The sequence below is a fragment of the Oceanobacillus sp. NCCP-135 genome (assembly GCF_059698015.1).
Genome location: NZ_BAAKSZ010000016.1, coordinates 39,516 through 58,407, shown reverse-complemented (window position 1 = coordinate 58,407; position 18,892 = coordinate 39,516). Strand labels below are relative to the sequence as shown.

The 18,892-nt window shown below is 36.2% G+C and carries 19 protein-coding genes; 12 read left to right on the top strand and 7 right to left on the bottom strand.

Annotation, left to right across the window (positions count from 1 at the left end; genetic code table 11):
- Positions 1-256 precede the first annotated feature (256 nt).
- The 3 genes from AC6HVZ_RS12340 to AC6HVZ_RS12330 form a co-directional block, all read right to left on the bottom strand.
- Entirely contained in the window at positions 257-403 is a 147-nt protein-coding gene (locus tag AC6HVZ_RS12340; RefSeq protein ID WP_497558470.1) for a hypothetical protein, read from the bottom strand.
- Positions 404-817 (bottom strand): hypothetical protein, encoded by a 414-nt coding sequence (locus tag AC6HVZ_RS12335; protein ID WP_497558469.1) that lies wholly within the window; start codon positions 815-817, stop codon positions 404-406.
- Between the two features lie 108 nt (positions 818-925).
- Entirely contained in the window at positions 926-1,567 is a 642-nt protein-coding gene (locus AC6HVZ_RS12330; protein WP_497558468.1) for a hypothetical protein, read from the bottom strand.
- A gap of 152 nt (positions 1,568-1,719) precedes the next feature.
- On the opposite strand from AC6HVZ_RS12330, the gene AC6HVZ_RS12325 reads away from it, so the two are divergent.
- Positions 1,720-2,793, top strand: a complete 1,074-nt coding sequence (locus AC6HVZ_RS12325) for an IS4 family transposase (protein ID WP_497558467.1) — start codon at positions 1,720-1,722, stop codon at positions 2,791-2,793.
- On the opposite strand, the gene AC6HVZ_RS12320 is transcribed toward AC6HVZ_RS12325, so the two are convergent.
- The gene (locus AC6HVZ_RS12320) at positions 2,708-3,043 is read right to left on the bottom strand and encodes a hypothetical protein (protein WP_497558466.1); all 336 of its coding nucleotides are present in this window, start codon (positions 3,041-3,043) and stop codon (positions 2,708-2,710) included. The genes AC6HVZ_RS12325 and AC6HVZ_RS12320 overlap by 86 nt on opposite strands.
- 1,093 nt (positions 3,044-4,136) lie before the next feature.
- Between AC6HVZ_RS12320 and AC6HVZ_RS12315 the strand changes: the two genes are divergently transcribed.
- The 6 genes from AC6HVZ_RS12315 (at position 4,137) to AC6HVZ_RS12290 (ending at position 10,740) form a co-directional block, all read left to right on the top strand.
- On the top strand, positions 4,137-4,406 hold the full coding sequence (locus tag AC6HVZ_RS12315; protein WP_497558465.1) for a DUF1292 domain-containing protein: 270 nt from the start codon (positions 4,137-4,139) through the stop codon (positions 4,404-4,406).
- 149 nt (positions 4,407-4,555) lie between these two features.
- Positions 4,556-5,008 (top strand): YndM family protein, encoded by a 453-nt coding sequence (locus tag AC6HVZ_RS12310; protein ID WP_497558464.1) that lies wholly within the window; start codon positions 4,556-4,558, stop codon positions 5,006-5,008.
- A gap of 394 nt (positions 5,009-5,402) precedes the next feature.
- A complete protein-coding gene (locus AC6HVZ_RS12305; RefSeq protein WP_497558463.1) occupies positions 5,403-6,815 on the top strand; it encodes a PTS mannitol transporter subunit IIBC in 1,413 nt (470 codons plus the stop codon).
- 193 nt (positions 6,816-7,008) lie between these two features.
- The gene (locus tag AC6HVZ_RS12300) at positions 7,009-9,114 is read left to right on the top strand and encodes a BglG family transcription antiterminator (protein WP_497558462.1); all 2,106 of its coding nucleotides are present in this window, start codon (positions 7,009-7,011) and stop codon (positions 9,112-9,114) included.
- A 14-nt stretch (positions 9,115-9,128) separates the two neighbouring features.
- Positions 9,129-9,566, top strand: a complete 438-nt coding sequence (locus AC6HVZ_RS12295) for a PTS mannitol transporter subunit IIA (RefSeq protein ID WP_497558461.1) — start codon at positions 9,129-9,131, stop codon at positions 9,564-9,566.
- A 1-nt stretch (position 9,567) separates the two neighbouring features.
- Positions 9,568-10,740, top strand: coding sequence for a mannitol-1-phosphate 5-dehydrogenase (locus AC6HVZ_RS12290; RefSeq protein WP_497558460.1), 1,173 nt, complete (start codon positions 9,568-9,570; stop codon positions 10,738-10,740).
- A 285-nt stretch (positions 10,741-11,025) separates the two neighbouring features.
- Here AC6HVZ_RS12290 and AC6HVZ_RS12285 read toward each other — a convergent pair whose 3' ends face one another.
- From AC6HVZ_RS12285 to AC6HVZ_RS12275, 3 genes are all read right to left on the bottom strand, one after another.
- Positions 11,026-11,286, bottom strand: a complete 261-nt coding sequence (locus tag AC6HVZ_RS12285) for a hypothetical protein (protein ID WP_497558459.1) — start codon at positions 11,284-11,286, stop codon at positions 11,026-11,028.
- Between the two features lie 367 nt (positions 11,287-11,653).
- Positions 11,654-12,262: a flavin reductase family protein gene (locus AC6HVZ_RS12280; RefSeq protein ID WP_497558458.1), complete on the bottom strand. Its 609-nt coding sequence runs from the start codon at positions 12,260-12,262 to the stop codon at positions 11,654-11,656.
- Positions 12,263-12,274: 12 nt separating this feature from the next.
- Entirely contained in the window at positions 12,275-13,213 is a 939-nt protein-coding gene (locus tag AC6HVZ_RS12275; RefSeq protein WP_497558457.1) for a ring-cleaving dioxygenase, read from the bottom strand.
- Between the two features lie 476 nt (positions 13,214-13,689).
- On the opposite strand from AC6HVZ_RS12275, the gene ectA reads away from it, so the two are divergent.
- From ectA to AC6HVZ_RS12250, 5 genes are all read left to right on the top strand, one after another.
- A complete protein-coding gene (gene ectA, locus AC6HVZ_RS12270; RefSeq protein ID WP_497558456.1) occupies positions 13,690-14,250 on the top strand; it encodes a diaminobutyrate acetyltransferase in 561 nt (186 codons plus the stop codon).
- 20 nt (positions 14,251-14,270) lie between these two features.
- Positions 14,271-15,548, top strand: coding sequence for a diaminobutyrate--2-oxoglutarate transaminase (ectB, locus tag AC6HVZ_RS12265; protein WP_497558455.1), 1,278 nt, complete (start codon positions 14,271-14,273; stop codon positions 15,546-15,548).
- A 45-nt stretch (positions 15,549-15,593) separates the two neighbouring features.
- Complete coding sequence (locus tag AC6HVZ_RS12260) at positions 15,594-15,980, top strand: ectoine synthase (protein WP_497558454.1); 387 nt, start codon at positions 15,594-15,596, stop codon at positions 15,978-15,980.
- Between the two features lie 313 nt (positions 15,981-16,293).
- Complete coding sequence (locus tag AC6HVZ_RS12255; RefSeq protein WP_497558453.1) at positions 16,294-17,682, top strand: sodium:solute symporter family protein; 1,389 nt, start codon at positions 16,294-16,296, stop codon at positions 17,680-17,682.
- A 20-nt stretch (positions 17,683-17,702) separates the two neighbouring features.
- A complete protein-coding gene (locus AC6HVZ_RS12250; protein ID WP_497558452.1) occupies positions 17,703-18,803 on the top strand; it encodes a M24 family metallopeptidase in 1,101 nt (366 codons plus the stop codon).
- The last annotated feature ends 89 nt before the right edge of the window (positions 18,804-18,892 follow it).

The following is an 18,892-nucleotide window of genomic DNA, read 5'->3' as shown; positions in this document are numbered from 1 at the left end:
ATTTTAAATTTACCACATTATCTATTATTTTCAATTGAATTTTCAGAAATTTTAGTTGGGAAATTAAATTCAAAAATACGTTATAAACCAATTCTTTTTTAATAGTTTCCCAATTTTAATAAAGTAGTATATTTACAATTTATAGATGGTCAAGGTGAGGGTAACTAAAAAAGATATGATTCTCCTTAGTTATATGGAAATCATATCTTTTTGGTAAAACTTTGATAGCCTTGAAAGTTGCCTATCCTTTCTCTATTTAGAATGATCCTTTGTCCTCAATGCTGACTATTTCAGGTAGCTGATCCTCATCTGGTATTTCATCAGCATTAATAGTGATATCGCCAGTACCTATGAATAGAGAAAAAACGACAGTTCCTATTAAAATTGAAAGTTTCTTTTTCATTTAAAAATCCTCCAGTTTATTAATTTTCATTGTTCTAAACAGATAAGATTGGGCTTTCTGATAATACAAGACAGCTTGTTTATAGCGACCTTTTTGGAAAAATGACTCTCCCAGCAAGGTAGAGTATTTATAGCAATAACGATAACTTTTTTGGTCCTCGAAAAAATTTATAGCGAGTATAGCTGTCTCTTCGGATAGTAATCCATGTATGTAGATTTCATCATAGATAAAAAAATGATAACGATAATTGCTAAACATCTTACCGCTTTCATTAATAATTTTAATTCCTTTGTCAACCCATTCTTTCATAGATTCTTTGTTATCTATCTTTGAGTATTCTTTAACTAAGCTAAAGATAGTAATGAGTTTATCATTTGGTTCGGTCTTATAATTTAAACTTTTTTCATAAAACAAAATAGCCTTTTCAGAATTATCGAGGGAGTAAAGTGTTCCAATATTATGGTAAATAATTCCTTTGCTGTAATCGATGTTTAATTTTTCAATACTTTCTAAAGCAAGCTGTTAGGTCTGGTGTGCTTGTTCTAATTGGTTTCCTCTTTTATAAGCAACGCCTAATAAGATGTAGGTGTCTATCATACGTTGAAATTGAAAAGAATCTTTGAAGAAATGCAGAGCCTTCTTAGCATATTCAACGGATTCCAGTATATTGCCATTCGCAGAATAGGAAATACTTAACATATAGTTAAAATCTGCCTTTTCCCAATCCTCCATATGGATATCATAACTAATATGTAAAGCGTCAATAAATGCAAAGAGTGACAGTTCAAGCATGTGGAGTTGATAGTAATAAATTCGTTGAAGCTTCTTAAATAAATATTTTTGAGAATCAGTCATGCAATGATATTCACTGGCTAAAAAATCAATATAGAAATTACAAACCTTTTTATTTCCAGTAGAAATATATAGCCGTAGAATAATCAAATGGTGATCAAAAAATACTGTTGAAGCTTCAGCGATATTTTTACTTTCTAGTTCTACTAGTTTCTTTGCTGCAAATTCTTTATTCCTTTCAACCGTAATTTTTTGATATATTATGGATAATTCTTTTCTAATTGCAGATTCCTGTAACATATCGTTTGACTCGGCCGGACTAATATTCAGTCGATTAAATAATAATCCTATTACGTCTTGGCTTGCTTTCACTAGCGTTGCATTAAATTTCCTAGAAAAAGTCAAGCAAATATATTTATGCCAAGATTATGAACAATCGTAATGTTCACTACAAAAATGTATAAAAAAGCCTTATAATTAGGGTATGGTAGTCCTGTCCAAATCCCTAACTATAAGGAGTAAACATGGACAATAATACCATAAAAACTGTATTCAAGGAATACATCCATCCATTAGATTCAAAAGTAATACAAAAAATGATTGATCACGCTCAACTTGATAAATATGTCAAAAAGTTTGATGTACTTACGTTTATGAACACGTTTATTTATGCACAGCTGAAGCAACTGGATAACCTTCAGCGGATAAGTGATACGATCAAACGCAAGAAAACGGTCCAACGACTGGTCGGCATAGAAAGCATTAGTAAATCACAGCTTTCCCGAAAAAATGGGGATATACCTTCCGAGATTTTCCAAGTTATCCTGCATCATTTAATTCAAAAACTACACCATATACTTGGACCGACAATGGCAGACAAAGCACTTGGAAAGCTTCATTTGATTGATTCATCAACGATTTCGATGTGTCTTAGCCAATATGAGTGGGCAGATTTTCGGGATACAAAATCGGGAGTAAAGATGCATACCTCCATTGCCTTTTGCGATGGCATTTCTTACCCAAATGAAGTGATTCTTACGCCTGCTAGACCGGCAGACAAAACGCAGTTGGATGCATTAATCGTACCGGATAAAGACGTTCTTCATGTATTTGACCGAGGCTATTTCAACTTTGAAAAGTTTGATGCCTACTGTGCAGATGGTATTCGGTTTGTTACACGAATTAAAACCAATACAGTTGTACATGTCATCGAGGAATTAGCCGTCGACGACTCTTCTCCCATCACGCGGCATGCGGTTGTGAAGATTGGAAACATGAAGAATCCGTTGCAATTAGTGGAAACACTGGACAGCGAAGGAAACAAGATTCGAATCGTGTGTAATGACGCAAACGTTAGTGCACAGGAAATTAGTGATCTTTACCGGAACCGTTGGCAAATTGAATTATTTTTCAAATGGGTAAAGCAGCATATGGTTATCAAAAAGCTGTATGGAAAAAGCGAAAACGCTGTATACAATCCAATCTATTTAGCTATGATTACCTGGCTTTTTCTTAAATGGGATGGTATTGTTCTTTCGTTCTTGATAGGCGAGACAAGCTACTTTTGTTGTAATATGTACAGCTTCCCATTCGTTTAAAATTTTTTTCATAGATTGTGATGGGCTCAGCTTCTTCCTTCATCTCTTCTTCTTTCTTTAGTTTATGTATGTTCAAGCTATGGTCACCGGATAATTGCCCAACAACGAGATTTGGTGCATTAAATCTACGCTTCCACTTTGCAGCATTATTAATGCTCATCAATGTGTACCATAATGCGACTGCACCTGCGGATAGTTTATTTACAAGTAAATATTCCCTAAATGCATTTAATTCCTTAATATAGTTCATGTCTTCATACCCCTTCTATATCTTTTAAAAAAATCAACGACTGAAAACCCGCCAACAACTAGTTGTGCAGTTTTTCCTTCTCCTGATTCTGTACCCAAAAATCTATGGATTCCTTTGAGCTGGAATCATGAGGGTAATTCTGCTGCAGCTAATCCATTAAAAGTGAAACTAATATGACCATACTAACAAACAGGTGAAGTTGGTTTTCGCCTGTTTTGTTTGTTCATTTTAAATATTAAAAATGCCTTGTTTTTTCTTAAAGAATCAGCTTTTTTCTTAAAGTTGAGAGATAATGGTAAGTAGTTGAAAGATAAGATGTGGATTACCAATTATCTCTTAACTTACCCGCTGCTTCTCTCAAATTTCAAACTCTTTCTCTCAACTTACCAGATACTTCTCTCAAGTTTTGCTTATTATCTCTCAACTTTTACCGACTTTCTCTAAATTTCCATTCCCTTAAAATATGGCAGCTTTTATCAGCTGCTTCAACCTCTCCCTCTGGTTCCTCAGAGGTCACGTTCCGCAAAAAGTTCTGTAAGGATGAGCTGATTCCGGTGGCGGTGCTGGGACTGCGATTACTCATCCCACCAAAAAGACTTGGGACTGCGATTACTCGTCCCACCAAAAAGACTTGGGACTGCGATTACTCGTCCCACCAAAAAGACTTGGGACTGCGATTACTCGTCCCACCAAAAAGACTTGGGACTGCGATTACTCATCCCACCAAAAAGACTTGGGACTGCGATTACTCGTCCCACCAAAAAGACTTGGGACTGCGATTACTCGTCCCACCAAAAAGACTTGGGACTGCGATTACTCGTCCCACCAAAAAGACTTGGGACTGCGATTACTCGTCCCACCAAAAAGACTTGTTGTTATAAAATCCCCGTTGTCAATATAAGACGACGTTTCGGGCATAGAGAAGCATTCTATGTGCATGCTGTACATTATTCTTTGAGTAGCATTTATTCTATATGTCCCCTGTTTTTCGTTTTGTGATATTCCAAAAATCTTGCATTATTATCCTACTTCAAGTAATACTAATGATGGTAATTACCAATACATTATAAAGAGGAAGCGGAGGGTCATGTTTATGGACAAAATTGAAGTTGGCGAAGTTTTTACAATTAGTGATGAAACAGGAGAAGATCAGGAAGTCGAAGTGCTAGCAAAGGTTACATTAGAAGATACTGATTATGTAGCTGTTAGCTTCGTGGAGGATGTGCAGGATGAAGGGGAAGATGACATCGATCTCTATTTCCTCAAAATCGATGATGATGGGGACTTCTCAGTAATTGAAACAGATGAAGAATTTAATCATGTATCTGAGGCATTTGATGAAATATTGGAACTGGAAGAATAAATAACAAGCGATAATCTCTTGATTGGGAGATTATCGCTTATTTATTTTTGGAGCACTCTGTTTAAGCAGCAAACAAGAACAAGGATCTGCCCATTAAATAAAAACATAATAACTGGACAATCTAATGAAAGAAAAGGAGGTGGAAATTAATGGAGCATGTAAAAGCATTAATCATCAAATTTATTATGTTTACTGCTATATTATGGGTTGTTTTAGGGGTCTTCTATAATGTATCATTTGCAAATATCCTTATGATTAGTGTTCTACTCACTGGTATTTCCTATGTAGTTGGAGATCTATTCCTCCTACCACGTTTTGAAAATTGGGGTGCTACACTGGCAGATCTTGGTTTGGCATATATCGGAATCTGGTTCCTTGGTTCCTTTCTGATCGAGGGAAATATTGTACTTGGAAATGCAGCTATCATATCAGCACTGATCATCGCCCTAGGAGAATTTCTTTTTCACAAATATATGGCAGACGAAGTATTAAGTGGAGAAGAAGTAATCCAATCACCTGAAAGAAAAGCACTCACCCGGCGTTACCAAACCGAGCATAGTGAAGAATTGGATGGCGGCAATGGGAAAAATAAAAAGGAATAACTGGTTTTGCTGTATGAAGAACTGCGGATGGGATCTAGCCTGTTCGCAGTTTATGTGCGCATGTGTTTGGTGGACCTTTTTTCAGAAAATTTATTTAATCAATCCAATAAAACAGCCACTTGTGGTGACAAGGCATCCATTACAACAGATAAGCAAAAAACCTAAAAAACAGACGCTGACCCTCCATCCAAATGTGTTCACTAAAACTGACTACTATAGGAATAACCCCATTCGTAAGGCTGATATTTCCCTGTGATACTATAATTCTTACTATGAAAGAAAATTTTGTCAGCAATGTATTTGACAAAAGGGGATTAAGATTAGATTGTAACATGTACTGAAAACGCTTTATTATAATAATAAGAAATTTTATTAAATGGAAAGGGGAATTAACATGGCAGAAAGGGATTTTCGAAAAAAAGTACAAAAATTCGGCAGTTATTTAAGTGGTATGATTATGCCAAATATTGCAGCATTTATAGCTTGGGGTCTTATCACGGCATTATTTATTCCTACAGGCTGGATACCAAATGAGGATTTAGCATCATTGGTAGGTCCAATGATCACGTATTTATTGCCTCTACTTATTGGGTTTACTGGTGGACGAATTGTATATGATTTACGTGGTGGTGTTGTAGGTGCGACTGTTACGATGGGGGTTATCGTTGGAACTGATATCCCAATGTTCCTGGGAGCAATGCTGATGGGGCCTCTCGGTGGTTATCTTATTAAGAAAGTTGATAATGTATTCCAATCAAAAATACGGTCTGGATTTGAAATGCTCTACAATAACTTCTCAGCTGGTATATTGGCTGCGATTTTAGCCAGTGTGGCATACAAAATAATTGGTCCAATTGTTGGCGGACTTAATAATGCATTGGCTAATGGGGTTGAAGTAATAATCAACGCTGGTTTATTACCACTAGCTAACATTATTATTGAGCCGGCAAAAGTACTATTCTTAAATAATGTAATTAATCATGGTATTTTAAGTCCATTGGGGGTCGAGCAGGCAGCAGAAACCGGAAAGTCCATTTTATTTATGCTGGAGACCAACCCTGGACCTGGTTTTGGAATTCTTTTAGCATTTATGATATTTGGTAAAGGAATGTCTAAAAGTTCAGCTTATGGTGCATCGATCATTCATTTTTTAGGCGGAATTCATGAAATCTACTTCCCATATATTTTAATGAAGCCTGTTTTAATTTTGGCGGCTATTGGTGGGGGCATTGCAGGTGTATTCACTTTTGGAATTTTTGATGCTGGATTAGTTGCCACGCCATCACCCGGAAGTATCTTTGCATATCTTGCTATGACACCAAAAGGAAACTATACAGGTGTTCTGTTAGGAATATTAATTTCTACAGCTGTTTCATTTTTGATTGCAGCATTCATTTTAAAAACTAGCAATCAGAAAGCAGATGAAAATCTAACAGCAGCAACCGAAAAAATGGAAGATTTAAAAGGAAAGAAAAGTTCTGTGTCAGATGCACTTAATAAAAATCAAACCAAATTAGGTTTAACAGCAGATAACGTAAATAAAGTGGTGTTTGCCTGTGATGCTGGAATGGGATCAAGCGCAATGGGGGCAAGCTTATTAAGAGATAAATTCAAGAAATCCGGTATTAATATTGAAGTTACAAATACATCTATTAATCAGCTTCCAGATGATGCTGATATTGTGATCACGCATAAAGATTTGACAAATAGGGCTAAGGATAAGCTTCCATCAGCTGAGCATATATCTGTTGAAAACTTTTTGAACAGTCCTAAATACGAAGAGCTGATGAATCAATTAAAAAAATAAATACGTATAAGATATGCTCCCAATTGGACGGTTGACCATTTGGGAGCTTATTAAATAATGTCAACAGCTTCTCTGACGAAATGGTGATAATTATTTATTGAATCGTGTTCTGTTAGGGGTTTATTATAATAACTAAGTAGTATTTAATGATTGTCAGCCATGATGTGTAAAATATTCTGGGGGGTGATCCCGTTTGTATATTACTGGTAGGGAAAGAAGTATAATAGAGTTATTATTGATACAGAACGAGGATGTTACTATTCAGTTTCTAGCTGACAGCTTGAATGTGAGTGCACGCACCATTCATCGTGATTTGAAAAGTATTGAGGATATTTTAGATAAAAATGCGCTACATTTAAGTAAAAAGGCTGGGTCAGGAATTTATATTGTAGGGGATGCTAATAATAAAAGGAAGTTGAAGTATTCATTAAACAGTATGAAACATATAGATTTCACGCCTGAAGAACGACATGCCATTATTATTTCCACCTTAGTAGAAGCAGAAGAGCCAATTAAATTATTCACATTAGCAAATGAATTGCGTGTGACAATAGCTACAGTAAGTAATGATTTGGACAGGATAAAGGAACAATTAGCGGCATATCATTTAGAGATCATTCGCAAGCGGGGCTATGGTATTAAAATCGTCGGAGAGGAAGCTAATAAGCGTGCTATATTAAGCTATTTAATTTCTAAACATATAGATGAATATGATTTTATTACCATTCTACGGGAAACCATTGAGAAGAAATCAAGACAGCAGTTTGATACAATTTCCAGTCGGTTATTAGATCTGGTTGATCACGGGAAACTGAAAATCATAGAAAAATCGGTTGAACAATTTCGAAAAGAGCTCCCTTATGGTTTAGCGGACAGTGCGTATATAGGACTGGTTGTTCATCTGGCTCTTGCAATTGAAAGACTTCAACGAGGGGAAAGAATTGAATTCGATCCCGATTATTTACGTGATTTAAATGATACGAAGGAATTTGAAATAGCAAACAATATCATAGAAGTTCTTCAAAGAACTTTTCAAATCGATATACCTAAAGATGAGATCGGTTATATTACCATGCATTTAATAGGAGCAAAGCTGCGTTATGATCATGATTATTTAATTGAGGAATCGTCTATAGACATCGCCTATAAAGTAGCAGCATTAATACGATTTGTCAGTAATCAACTAACCAAAAATTTAAATGAAAATAAACAATTATTAAATGATCTAGTTGCGCATCTAAATCCAACAATTTACCGAATCAAACAGGGAATGAATATTAGAAATCCGCTGCTAAAGGAAATTAGAGAAGATTATTATTATTTATTTACGGTAATTGAAGAAGGACTACATCAGGTTTTTAATGATATTACTTTCCCTGATGAGGAAATTGCCTATCTTGTGATGCACTTTGCAGCAGCTGCAATAAATGTAGAAGAAAAATTAAATGTGAACGTATTAGTTGTATGTTCAAGCGGAATTGGCACTTCTAAAATGCTTGCTTCGAGACTACTTCAACAAGTGGAGGAAATTAAAGAAGTGGATAATAAATCGCTATTTGACCTTGAAAGCATTGATTTAGCGAATTATGATTTGGTTATATCCACTATTCCATTAACCAATCTAACTGATGACTATATATTAGTTACACCCATTTTATCAAATTCGGAAATAACTAAAATAAAGCGCTGCATCAGAAGTCTTAAAATTAATCATAAAGCACAGCAATCAAGCAATAAAGAGGAAAAGAATACGAAGCAGGGAAATAGAACAGAATTAATCTTGCGACTGAATGCCATGCAAACCTATTCATCCGTTGTGGCAAGTTTATTGGACGAATTCCACGTCACAAACATTAAAGGTCAGCACAAAATGGAAGAAATAATTTATCTTGCATGTGAACAATTGAAGCAAAAAAAGGGAATAGTAAATCAAGATCTCGTAGTTGACGATTTGATGCACCGGGAGAAATTAGGGGGGCTTGGAATCCCTAATACTTCTATGGCACTATTTCATGCGCGAAGTGACGGGGTCATCAAATCGACTTTTACCATTTTTACTCTAGATCATCCAATTGAAGTAACCGGGATGAATGGAGATAAGCAAATAATTGATATTATTCTGTTGATGCTGTCCCCGGTTAATTATAATCAGTATGATTTGGAAGTATTGAGTTTTATAAGCGGTTTAATTATCCGGGATGATGAAAGTATAAAAATTTTCAGTTCCAAGAATGAAAATGAAATCAGCCGTTTTTTATCCATACATTTTAATAAATTTATCGATGAAAAGTTATCATAGAGGAGTGATCAACTGTGCAAAAGGAAATTTTAACAGCAGATAATATTTTGTTAAATACTGCTTTATCAGATAAAGAAGAAGCAATTCGATATACTGGTGGTATTCTTGTGAAAAATGGCTATGTGGAAGAAGCATATATTGATAAGATGTTAGAGCGTGAACAGGTTACTTCGACGTATATTGGCAACAATGTTGCTATCCCGCATGGAACAGAAGATGCAAAAAATGCAGTTAAAGAAACGGGTCTATCTATAGTAATCGCACCAGATGGCGTAGATTTCGGCAATGGCAATATCGCCAAAGTTATTATCGGGATTGCAGGCAAAGGAAATGAGCATTTGGACATTTTATCCAAAATTGCAATTGTTTGTTCAGAAGAAGCAAATGTGAAGAAGCTTGTAGAAGCAAATTCTACAGATGAAATTTTAAATCTATTTAATGAGGTGAACTAATATGCTGGCTGTTCATTTTGGAGCAGGAAATATTGGTCGGGGATTTATGGGTGCTTTATTATATAAATCTGGCTACCATACAGTTTTTGTAGACGTAAATAAAAATTTAATCGACGAAATCAATCAGAAAAAGGCATATCAAGTCGTTCTAGCAGATGAAAATAAAGAAACATTACGAGTTGAGAACATATCAGGGATCAATAGTATAACTAATCCTGAACAGGTTACAGAAACTATAGCAAAGGCTGACGTGGTAACGATAGCAGTTGGCCCGAGCATTTTACCTGCACTGGCAGAAATAATTGCCAAAGGCTTAAAACAAAGAATGAAAGTGACCGATGCGCCATTAAACTTTATTGCCTGTGAAAATATGATTGGTGCAGGCACTTTATTAAAAGAAAAAGTGTTTGAACAGCTTACTGAGGAAGAACAAACAGCATTTGCTAAACGTTATGCCTTTCCTAATGCAGCTGTTGACCGGATTGTACCTAATCAGTCAAATGAAGATATGCTAACAATTTCTGTTGAACCCTATTATGAATGGGTGGTGGAAACAAAAGATATAATGGGAGGCAATCCTCCTGTAGAAGGCATAACGTATGTGGAAGATTTAGCACCATATATTGAAAGAAAGCTGTTCACAGTAAATACCGGCCATGCTGCATGTGCATATATGGGCCATTATCTGGGTTTAGATACTGTTAAACAGGCGATGGAAACAGAACAAGTAAATCAAATTGTTCAGCATGTTTTACATGAATCAGGCAGCGTATTAATAGAAAAATATCATTTTGAAAAAGAAGCACATCAAAACTATATAAACGTAATTTTAAAACGTTTCTTAAATCCATATATATCTGATGAGCTATTGAGAGTAGGACGTGGACCAATTCGTAAATTAGGTAAGAATGATCGCCTGATCAAACCGGCTGTATTATATTTAGAACTGTTTGACAAGCCGCCTGTTTATTTGGCAAAAACAATAGCTGCTGCACTAAATTATACGTATGATCAAGACGAGGAAGCTGTCTCCTTACAACAGATTATTGCTGAAAATGGACATCAGAAAACATTGCAGATTGTCTCTGATCTTTCAGCAGATAACCCGTTAACGGAACTAGTGATGGAGCAATTAAAACAAATCAAAAAGGAAAAAAATAGTTATCACAGTTAGTTTCATTTTGGAAATAAGCCCGTTCTTGCAGGACTCGGATTCGGGAGAGCTCATTTTAGTTAAACTATAATTTCCCTCAGACCAGGAGGTACTATAGTTCTACATTTCGGCTTTAAAAATGGTTTTCTTTCCACTTGGGCTAGAGTGTGACCTTGAGAATTTAACTCGTCGCCACTACAGCTATCTAATAATCAAGACATTCTTATTAAAATGAAAGCCCAAACCATTATATGGTTTGGGCTTTCCGGCTTTCATTGCTATGTCATTCTATGCTCTACATCATATCTAAGCTAGTTGTGTAAACATTCCCAAAAACAAGATAACAATAACAAATAGAAGCATTAGCGAATAAATAATGATACCAGTCCTTTGCTTTGTATATGTCGGGAAATCCACTGTTTTTTCAGGATTTTTTCTAATGACTGCAACGTCTTCATTTGTTTTCGGCAAGATTATTTTTTGTTTCATTTTCATTAAAACCTGAATAAACGTATAGCCTAAATAACCAATAATGATTAAAAATAATATATCCAAAATCAACTTCAAACAAATCACCACTTTTCACTGTCAAACTATGAGGATTTCCATCCATTGTTTTTCTATTCATAAAAGAAAACTTTCATCAAGGGAATAGGACTATTTTTGCTATTGATAACTCGCATAGCTAGTATCATTATATCAGTTAGCAAAAACGCAAAACAAATATTCCTTTCATTAATTAATTCATAGATAGCAGGATAAGGAGTCTGCAACAATACATGTGTAACCAACAAGATAACTAGTGATCATCCCACAATGAGCCAGCAAAAAAACAAATCTGCAAAATATAAAAGTCATAATTTAATTCCAGATCATTTACGATTGCTGTTATATGATGAATTCCGGATGTTCTAAGCATACATTCCCCTCCAGTCTATTTCGGTCTCTCTAAGGAAACTACTTCTCCGATGCCAGCGTAGTTTGAACCGGCTAATCGGCTCATGGCACCAAGTTTCTCATGATTTATTCTGCCTTCTTTATAGATTGCCTCATCCATATGAAATCTAACTACCTTTCCAATTAAATGGTCGGTACCAATCAAATTACTTTCACCTAATTGTATGGAATGCTCCAATGTGCATTCGAATCGAACCTTGGATTCTGTTATTCCAGGAACAGTAACTTTTTCACTTTCTACAAGTGTTAAGCCAGCCCTTTCAATTTCACTTATCTGAGGTGGTAAAGATGCAGCTGTACTGTTTATCTTTTCCACATTTAGCTTGTCAACGATGTGTACAACGAATTCCTTCTTCTCCATAATGTTTCGTGCCGTATCCTTTTGAATGCCATTTTTTCGTTGAATTGAAATGGAAATCATAGGTGGATTAGATGAAACAACATTAAAGTAACTAAATGGTGCACCATTTATTGTTCCATCCACGGAAACACTTGTTACAAATGCGATTGGTCTTGGTACAATACTGCCAATCAGCAGTTTATAATTCTCTCGTTCTGTATTTTCACTTGGGCTAAATGAAAGCAACGAAATTCCTCCTTATTTATCCAGATTTTTTAATTTAATTGGAATCAAAGATTTGTTCAGTTGTTCCCGATACTGTTCATATTGGATTGGCAGCTTTAAACCTTGCCCCATTGTTTCACAGGACTCATCATGCGTAAATCCTGGTGGATCTGTTGCAATTTCAAAGAGGATTTCGCCATGTTCTCTAAAATAAATAGCATTAAAATAATTTCTATCTTGAACTGGTGTTACGCCATAGCCATGCTCACTAACCCTTTTTTGCCAATCTAATTGGTCCTCTTCGTCTTTTGCACGCCATGCGATATGATGAACGGTTCCTACCCCCATTTGTCCCCCTCCAATCGATGTTCGTTTTACATCAATGATATTCCCGATGTCACCATAGGATTTAAAACGGATCAAATCATCTTCTTCTCCGACTTTTTCCAGACCCATCACGTCTTGAAGTGTTTCTTTCGTTTTCTCTGGATTCGTTGATAGTAAAATAGCTCCGCCAAAACCTTTAATCGCTACTTCCGGAGTTACATCACCATGTGTCCAATTATTTTGTTCCCCTTCTTCCCGTTCCACAAGTTCCAGTTGCAAACCATGGACATCAGCAAATTCCAAATAGGTTTCTCCAAATCGTTTTGTTTTATTAAACTCAATCTTAAATTTAGATAACCTGTTTTCCCAGAATATCATGGAACCCATTGGAATAACATAAGTGGTCACACCTACCTGGCCACCGCCAATCTTTCCTTGATACGCATTAGCCCATGGAAAAAAGGTAATAATTGTACCAGGTTTTCCCCCATCATTACCAAAGTAAAGATGATACGTACCAGGATCATCGAAGTTAACTGTTTTTTTTACTAGTCTTAATCCTAAGACACTCCCGTAGAAATCTACATTTTCCTGTGGATGACCTACAATTGCAGTAATATGGTGAATACCTTCTGTTTTCTTCATTTGATATCTCTCCTTCAAATCCATTTATGTTTAAATCTAAAATTCAAATATATTTAATTAATATATATTTAATTAAATATATCATTGCATTTTAGTTTCACCCTGTCAACGTTTATTCTTAATGAAAACTTTCTTTTACCGACTAGCATTTTGTTCATTCTATTATGAGATGGTGTAATTCTATGCGTTTAACGAAACCAAACAGATTTCCATGAATAGATGGAAATGTACAAAATTCCCTCACAGTATTCCTTTTTATAAAAAACTTGTATCCCTTGATAGAGAAGGGTTTTTAAGTTTTCATTTTATTGAATCCTTTGGAAATCATACTATACGATACCATTTGCTAATATTTTATAGGCTAAGGCACATATTTATATTCAATCGTATTTAATCATGGTTAAACAAGTTAAATCATGGTTAATCCACTTTGACGAAACCAAATATTGGATATAAGCTAATTAGCGTAATTAATAATGCGAAAGCGCTCAGGAGGTGAAAGCATTAATATTTCAGAAGTAGCTGATAAGTTAAACATAACAACAACAAATTATCATTTCCGTAAGCCTAATAAAGAAGATGGAGCTTCTGCTTGGGAGCTTGTTAAACATACGGGAAATCTTGACCTGAATTCTTCGTACAGCTATATCATGTGGTGTGAAATATTTTCAGATACATCGATTATAGTTGTAAGGAAGGAAACACAAAAAATAATTGGTTTTATTTCTGGATTTATTCATCCAGATCAACCTGATACTTTGTTTATTTGGCAAGTAGCTGTTCATTCGTCTGAAAGAGGAAATGGACTGGCAACTAAAATGTTGCTTCAACTATTGGATCGTGATGCATGTGAAGCTGTTCACTATATAGAAGCAACTGTTTCACCGTCAAATTCACCGTCCAAACGTCTGTTTTTAGGGCTTGCTAGGAAGTTTAATACAAACTGGAAAATCAGTGACTATTTTTCAACTGATGATTTCCCTGGAACTGGACACGAAGATGAAATGTTGTTTAAAATTGGACCGCTTGAAAAATAATTTAATTAAAGGATGAGAGAATGACAACTGCTGTAATTAGTAATGATAGAATGAAAACATTTGAAGAATTAGAATCCGCAGTTAGAAGCTACAGCCGTGGTTGGCCAACTATTTTTACAAAAGCAAAAGGATATAAACTATGGGATGTAGACAATAAAGAATATATTGATTTCTTTGCAGGGGCAGGCGCATTGAATTATGGACATAATGACGCCAAGATGCAAGAGAAACTAATTGAATATATACAAGATGATGGAATTCTTCATAGCCTCGACATGGGAACGACACCGAGAAAGGAATTTCTTGAAACATTCCAAGAAGTCATACTAACACCTCGTAACCTCGACTATAAAGTAATGTTTCCCGGACCAACTGGAACAAATTCAGTTGAGAGCGCATTAAAGATTGCTAGAAAAGTAACCGGTCGTGATTCGGTTATCAGCTTTACAAATGCATTTCACGGAATGACGATTGGTTCATTATCTGTTACTGGCAACTCATTTAAACGACATGGTGCAGGTGTACCTCTTCATCACACAGTTGCAATGCCGTTTGATGATTATGTAGAAGACCAAGACTCTACTGCTTATCTTGAAAAAGTTCTAGAGGATAGCGGGAGTGGTGTTGCCTTACCTGCAGCAATTATTTTAGAAACCGTTCAAGGCGAAGGCGGTATCAATGCAGCCCGAATGGATTGGTTGAGGAAAATCGAAAACATCTGCAGACGTTGGGATATTCTATTGATTGTCGATGACGTTCAAGCTGGCTGTGGAAGAACAGGTACATTCTTCAGCTTTGAACCTGCAGGAATTAATCCAGACATTGTTTGTCTTTCTAAATCTATTGGTGGTTCTGGTCTTCCAATGGCCATTACATTGATCAAACCAGCGTATGATCAGTGGGGTCCTGGTGAGCATAATGGGACGTTCCGTGGTAATAATTTAGCATTTATCACGGCAAAAGAGGCGCTAAGTTTCTGGGAAACAGATGCGTTTTCTAACGGGATCAAGCAAAAAGCAAATCTATTGAAAAATAAAATAGATACCATTATTGCCAAGTATCCAGAGCTTAAAGGAAAAGCACGTGGCAGAGGTCTTATGCAAGGAATCGCAGTACATGCAGATGGTCTTGCAAGTAAAATATGCGCAGAAGCCTTCGATCGCGGACTTATCGTGGAAACGTCAGGACCGAGTGATGAAGTTGTAAAATTCCTTCCACCACTAGTTATAGATGAAGAAGGGCTTACCAAAGGGTTGGCGATTCTTGAAGATAGTATGGTACAAGTTCTTTCAAAATAACTACAGCATATATACTAAAACACAGCTATAAAGGAGAATCACATTATGATCGTAAAATCACTGGATGACATTATTGGAACAGAAGATGAAACGAAGGGAGAAACTTGGGAAAGCCGCCGGTTTATTTTAAATAAAGAGGGCGTGGGCTTCAGCTTAAATGATACGATCATCAAAGCTGGTACGAAAAGCTACTTCTGGTACAAAAACCATATCGAAGCGGTTTATTGTATTGAAGGTGAAGGCGAAATTGAAAAGGTTGAAACTGGAGAAGTTTGGCCAATTAAAGCTGGTACTATGTATCTATTAAATGAAAATGATAAACATAATTTAACTGCAAAAACACAAATGCGAATGGTTTGTGTATTTAACCCCGCATTAGTTGGAACCGAAACACATAACGAAAAAGGATTCTATCCATTATTAACTGAATAGCAGATACTAATTAGAACCAGGTGAAAACAACCTGGTTCTTATATTGTAATTCTGCATTGCTTTCGAATTCTTCTGGATAAGTTTGACTAACAACTATATTTATTAATATTTCTTCCGTCTCTAGAATCATTGACCCTAGAGTCTCTTTTTGCGTTAAATAGTCACACCTAAATTGCGAAAGTTTATCTCTTACCATTAGTGGTTAGATGACATTAATTAGGGTGAAATTATATGCACCGGTACATAATAAGTAAGTACCCGACAAATAGTATCCTTATAGGTCAACAGGATCAAGTTACAGGAGCTGATAATAATGGAACTTCAATCAAATCCCCAATTACTATGGTTTATTGGGATCTACGCCTTAATTATGGTTGGATTAGGGTTTTATATGTCAAAGAAGATATCGAACAGTAAAGACTTTATTCTAGCGGGGAAAAGCTTAGGACCCTTTGTATTAATGGGGACCTTGCTAGCAACTTGGACAGGAAGTGGAAGCATTTCAGGCGGAGAAACGTCTGTTTCCTATAGTTTTGGTATAATCCCATCCCTCATGTTAATGATACCCACTTTGATTGGTATTTTTGTACTTTATGTAGCGGCACCGAAAATAAGAGCATTTGGAAAATATACAATTTCAGGTATTCTTGAAGAAAAATATGGTGTTACAGCCCGTAATCTTGCAAGTATCATTGTACTTTTAGCTTATGTTGGTATCGTTTCTTACCAGTTGAAAGGGTTTGGATTCATTCTAAACTTGACAACAGGAATGAGTGTAGAAATCGGAACGATAATAGCTGCAGTCTTAATCATATTTCTTGCGATGATTGGAGGACTTAAATCTGTCTCTCAAACAGATGCACTGAGTGGTTTTTTGATGGTTGGCGGGTTATTGATTACTGTACCAACCATATTCGCAATTGCCGGAGGGTGGGATTCTATCGTCGAAAATGTACCGACTTCTCATCTAACAGCAACCGGAGGATTAACAACCATCCAGCTGATGGGTTATCTACTTCCATCCCTATTTCTTTTACTTGGTGATCAAAACATGTATCAACGTTTAGCATCCTCAAAGGGAGATGTTTCAGCGAAAAGGGCTCAAATCGGTTGGTTAATACTAATGATAATTATTTCTCCATCTATTTCACTGATAGCATTTGCCTCTCGGTCTCTCTTTCCTGATATAGAACCTGGAATGGCACTAATGGCAACAACCCTTGCACTGCCGTTATGGATAGGTGGTATTTTACTCGCAGCAGCTGCTGCATTTATCATTACAACTGGTAACTCCTATTTACTTTCTGCTGCGACAAATTTGACGTATGATATATATGGAAAGTATATTAATAGGAATGCGTCAGATAAAAAACAATTACGAATGACAAAAGTGTTTATCGTGATCCTTGGTGCATTTGCGTATTTATTGATCCGCTTTTTCCCAACTGTATTAGAGGTCCAAATGTATGCATATACCGTTTATGGGGCAGGAATTACACCAGCTATATTAGCTGTATTTTTCTGGAAACGTGTAAATGCGTCTGGAGGTATATCTTCCATGATTACAGGTGTTGTAACAACATTAGTATGGGAAATTATGCTTGATAAACCTTTTGAAATAAACAGTGCAGTCATTTCCGTTCCCGCTGCATTTATCGTGTTAATAATAGTTACATTAGCAACACAAAAGAAAAAAATATAATTTCGATAGGAGTGTCAAATATGCGAGAACGTTTAACATCTGTAACAGCTTGGATGAGCAAAAATAATATAGCAGCAGCGTTTTTGAATTCAACCGAGAATGTATTCTATTTATCTAATTTCTATACCGATCCACATGAACGTCTTATGGGTATTTTCGTATTCAAACAAGCACAACCATTGTTTGTCCTACCAGCGATGGAAGCAGGCCAATTAAAAGCTGCTGGATGGGATGACGAAATCATCGGGTATTCAGACCACGAAGATCCATGGGCGCTAATTAAATCCTCCCTTGAAACAAGAAATCTTACCAATGAGGAATCGGTTGCCATTGAAAAAGAAACTCTATCCTACGGACGAAGTGAAGCCTTCCTTGCTTTTTTCCCAGAAGCGAAGGTGGTTTCAGTGGAGGATAAACTAAATGAAATGCGTGTAGTAAAAGATGAAAAGGAAATTGCTATTATTCGACGGGCAGCAAAGCTGGCTGACTTTGGAGTTCAGGTAGGCGTGGATACCCTTAAAGAAGGAATTAGTGAAATGGAAGTTTTAGCAAAAATTGAATTTGAACTGAAGAAAAAAGGGATCCGTGAAATGTCTTTTTCGACCATGGTTCTATTTGGAGAAAAATCCGGTGATCCGCACGGCAATCCGGGCGATCGAAAGTTGAAAGCCGGTGACATGGTTTTATTCGATTTAGGGGTTGTGCTTGACGGATATTGTTCTGATATCACACGTACAGTTGCTTTTAAATCAGTCACAGAAAAACAAAAGGAAATCTATCATACGGTACTAAAAGCCGAGCTAGCTTCCTTAGCATTAAGTAAACCGGGCACCCGCATTGGCGATTTAGACAAAGTTGCACGGGATCTGATTACCGAAGCAGGATATGGTGACAACTTCCCACATCGCATCGGGCATGGGATGGGAATAAACGTCCATGAATTTCCTTCCATGAGCCACCTAAATGATGGAATCGTAAAAGAAGGAATGGTATATACGATAGAACCAGGCATTTATCTACCAGGAGTTGGTGGTGTAAGAATAGAAGATGATATACTTATTACGGCAGATGGCTATGAAACACTGACAACATTTCCAAAAGAACTGCAAATAATTGAATAATATAGCCAAGAAAATGTGCCATTGTGAATCTGTGATAAGATTCATAATGGCACTATCCTGGCTCTTCCAATAAGACCAGTATTCCTTAG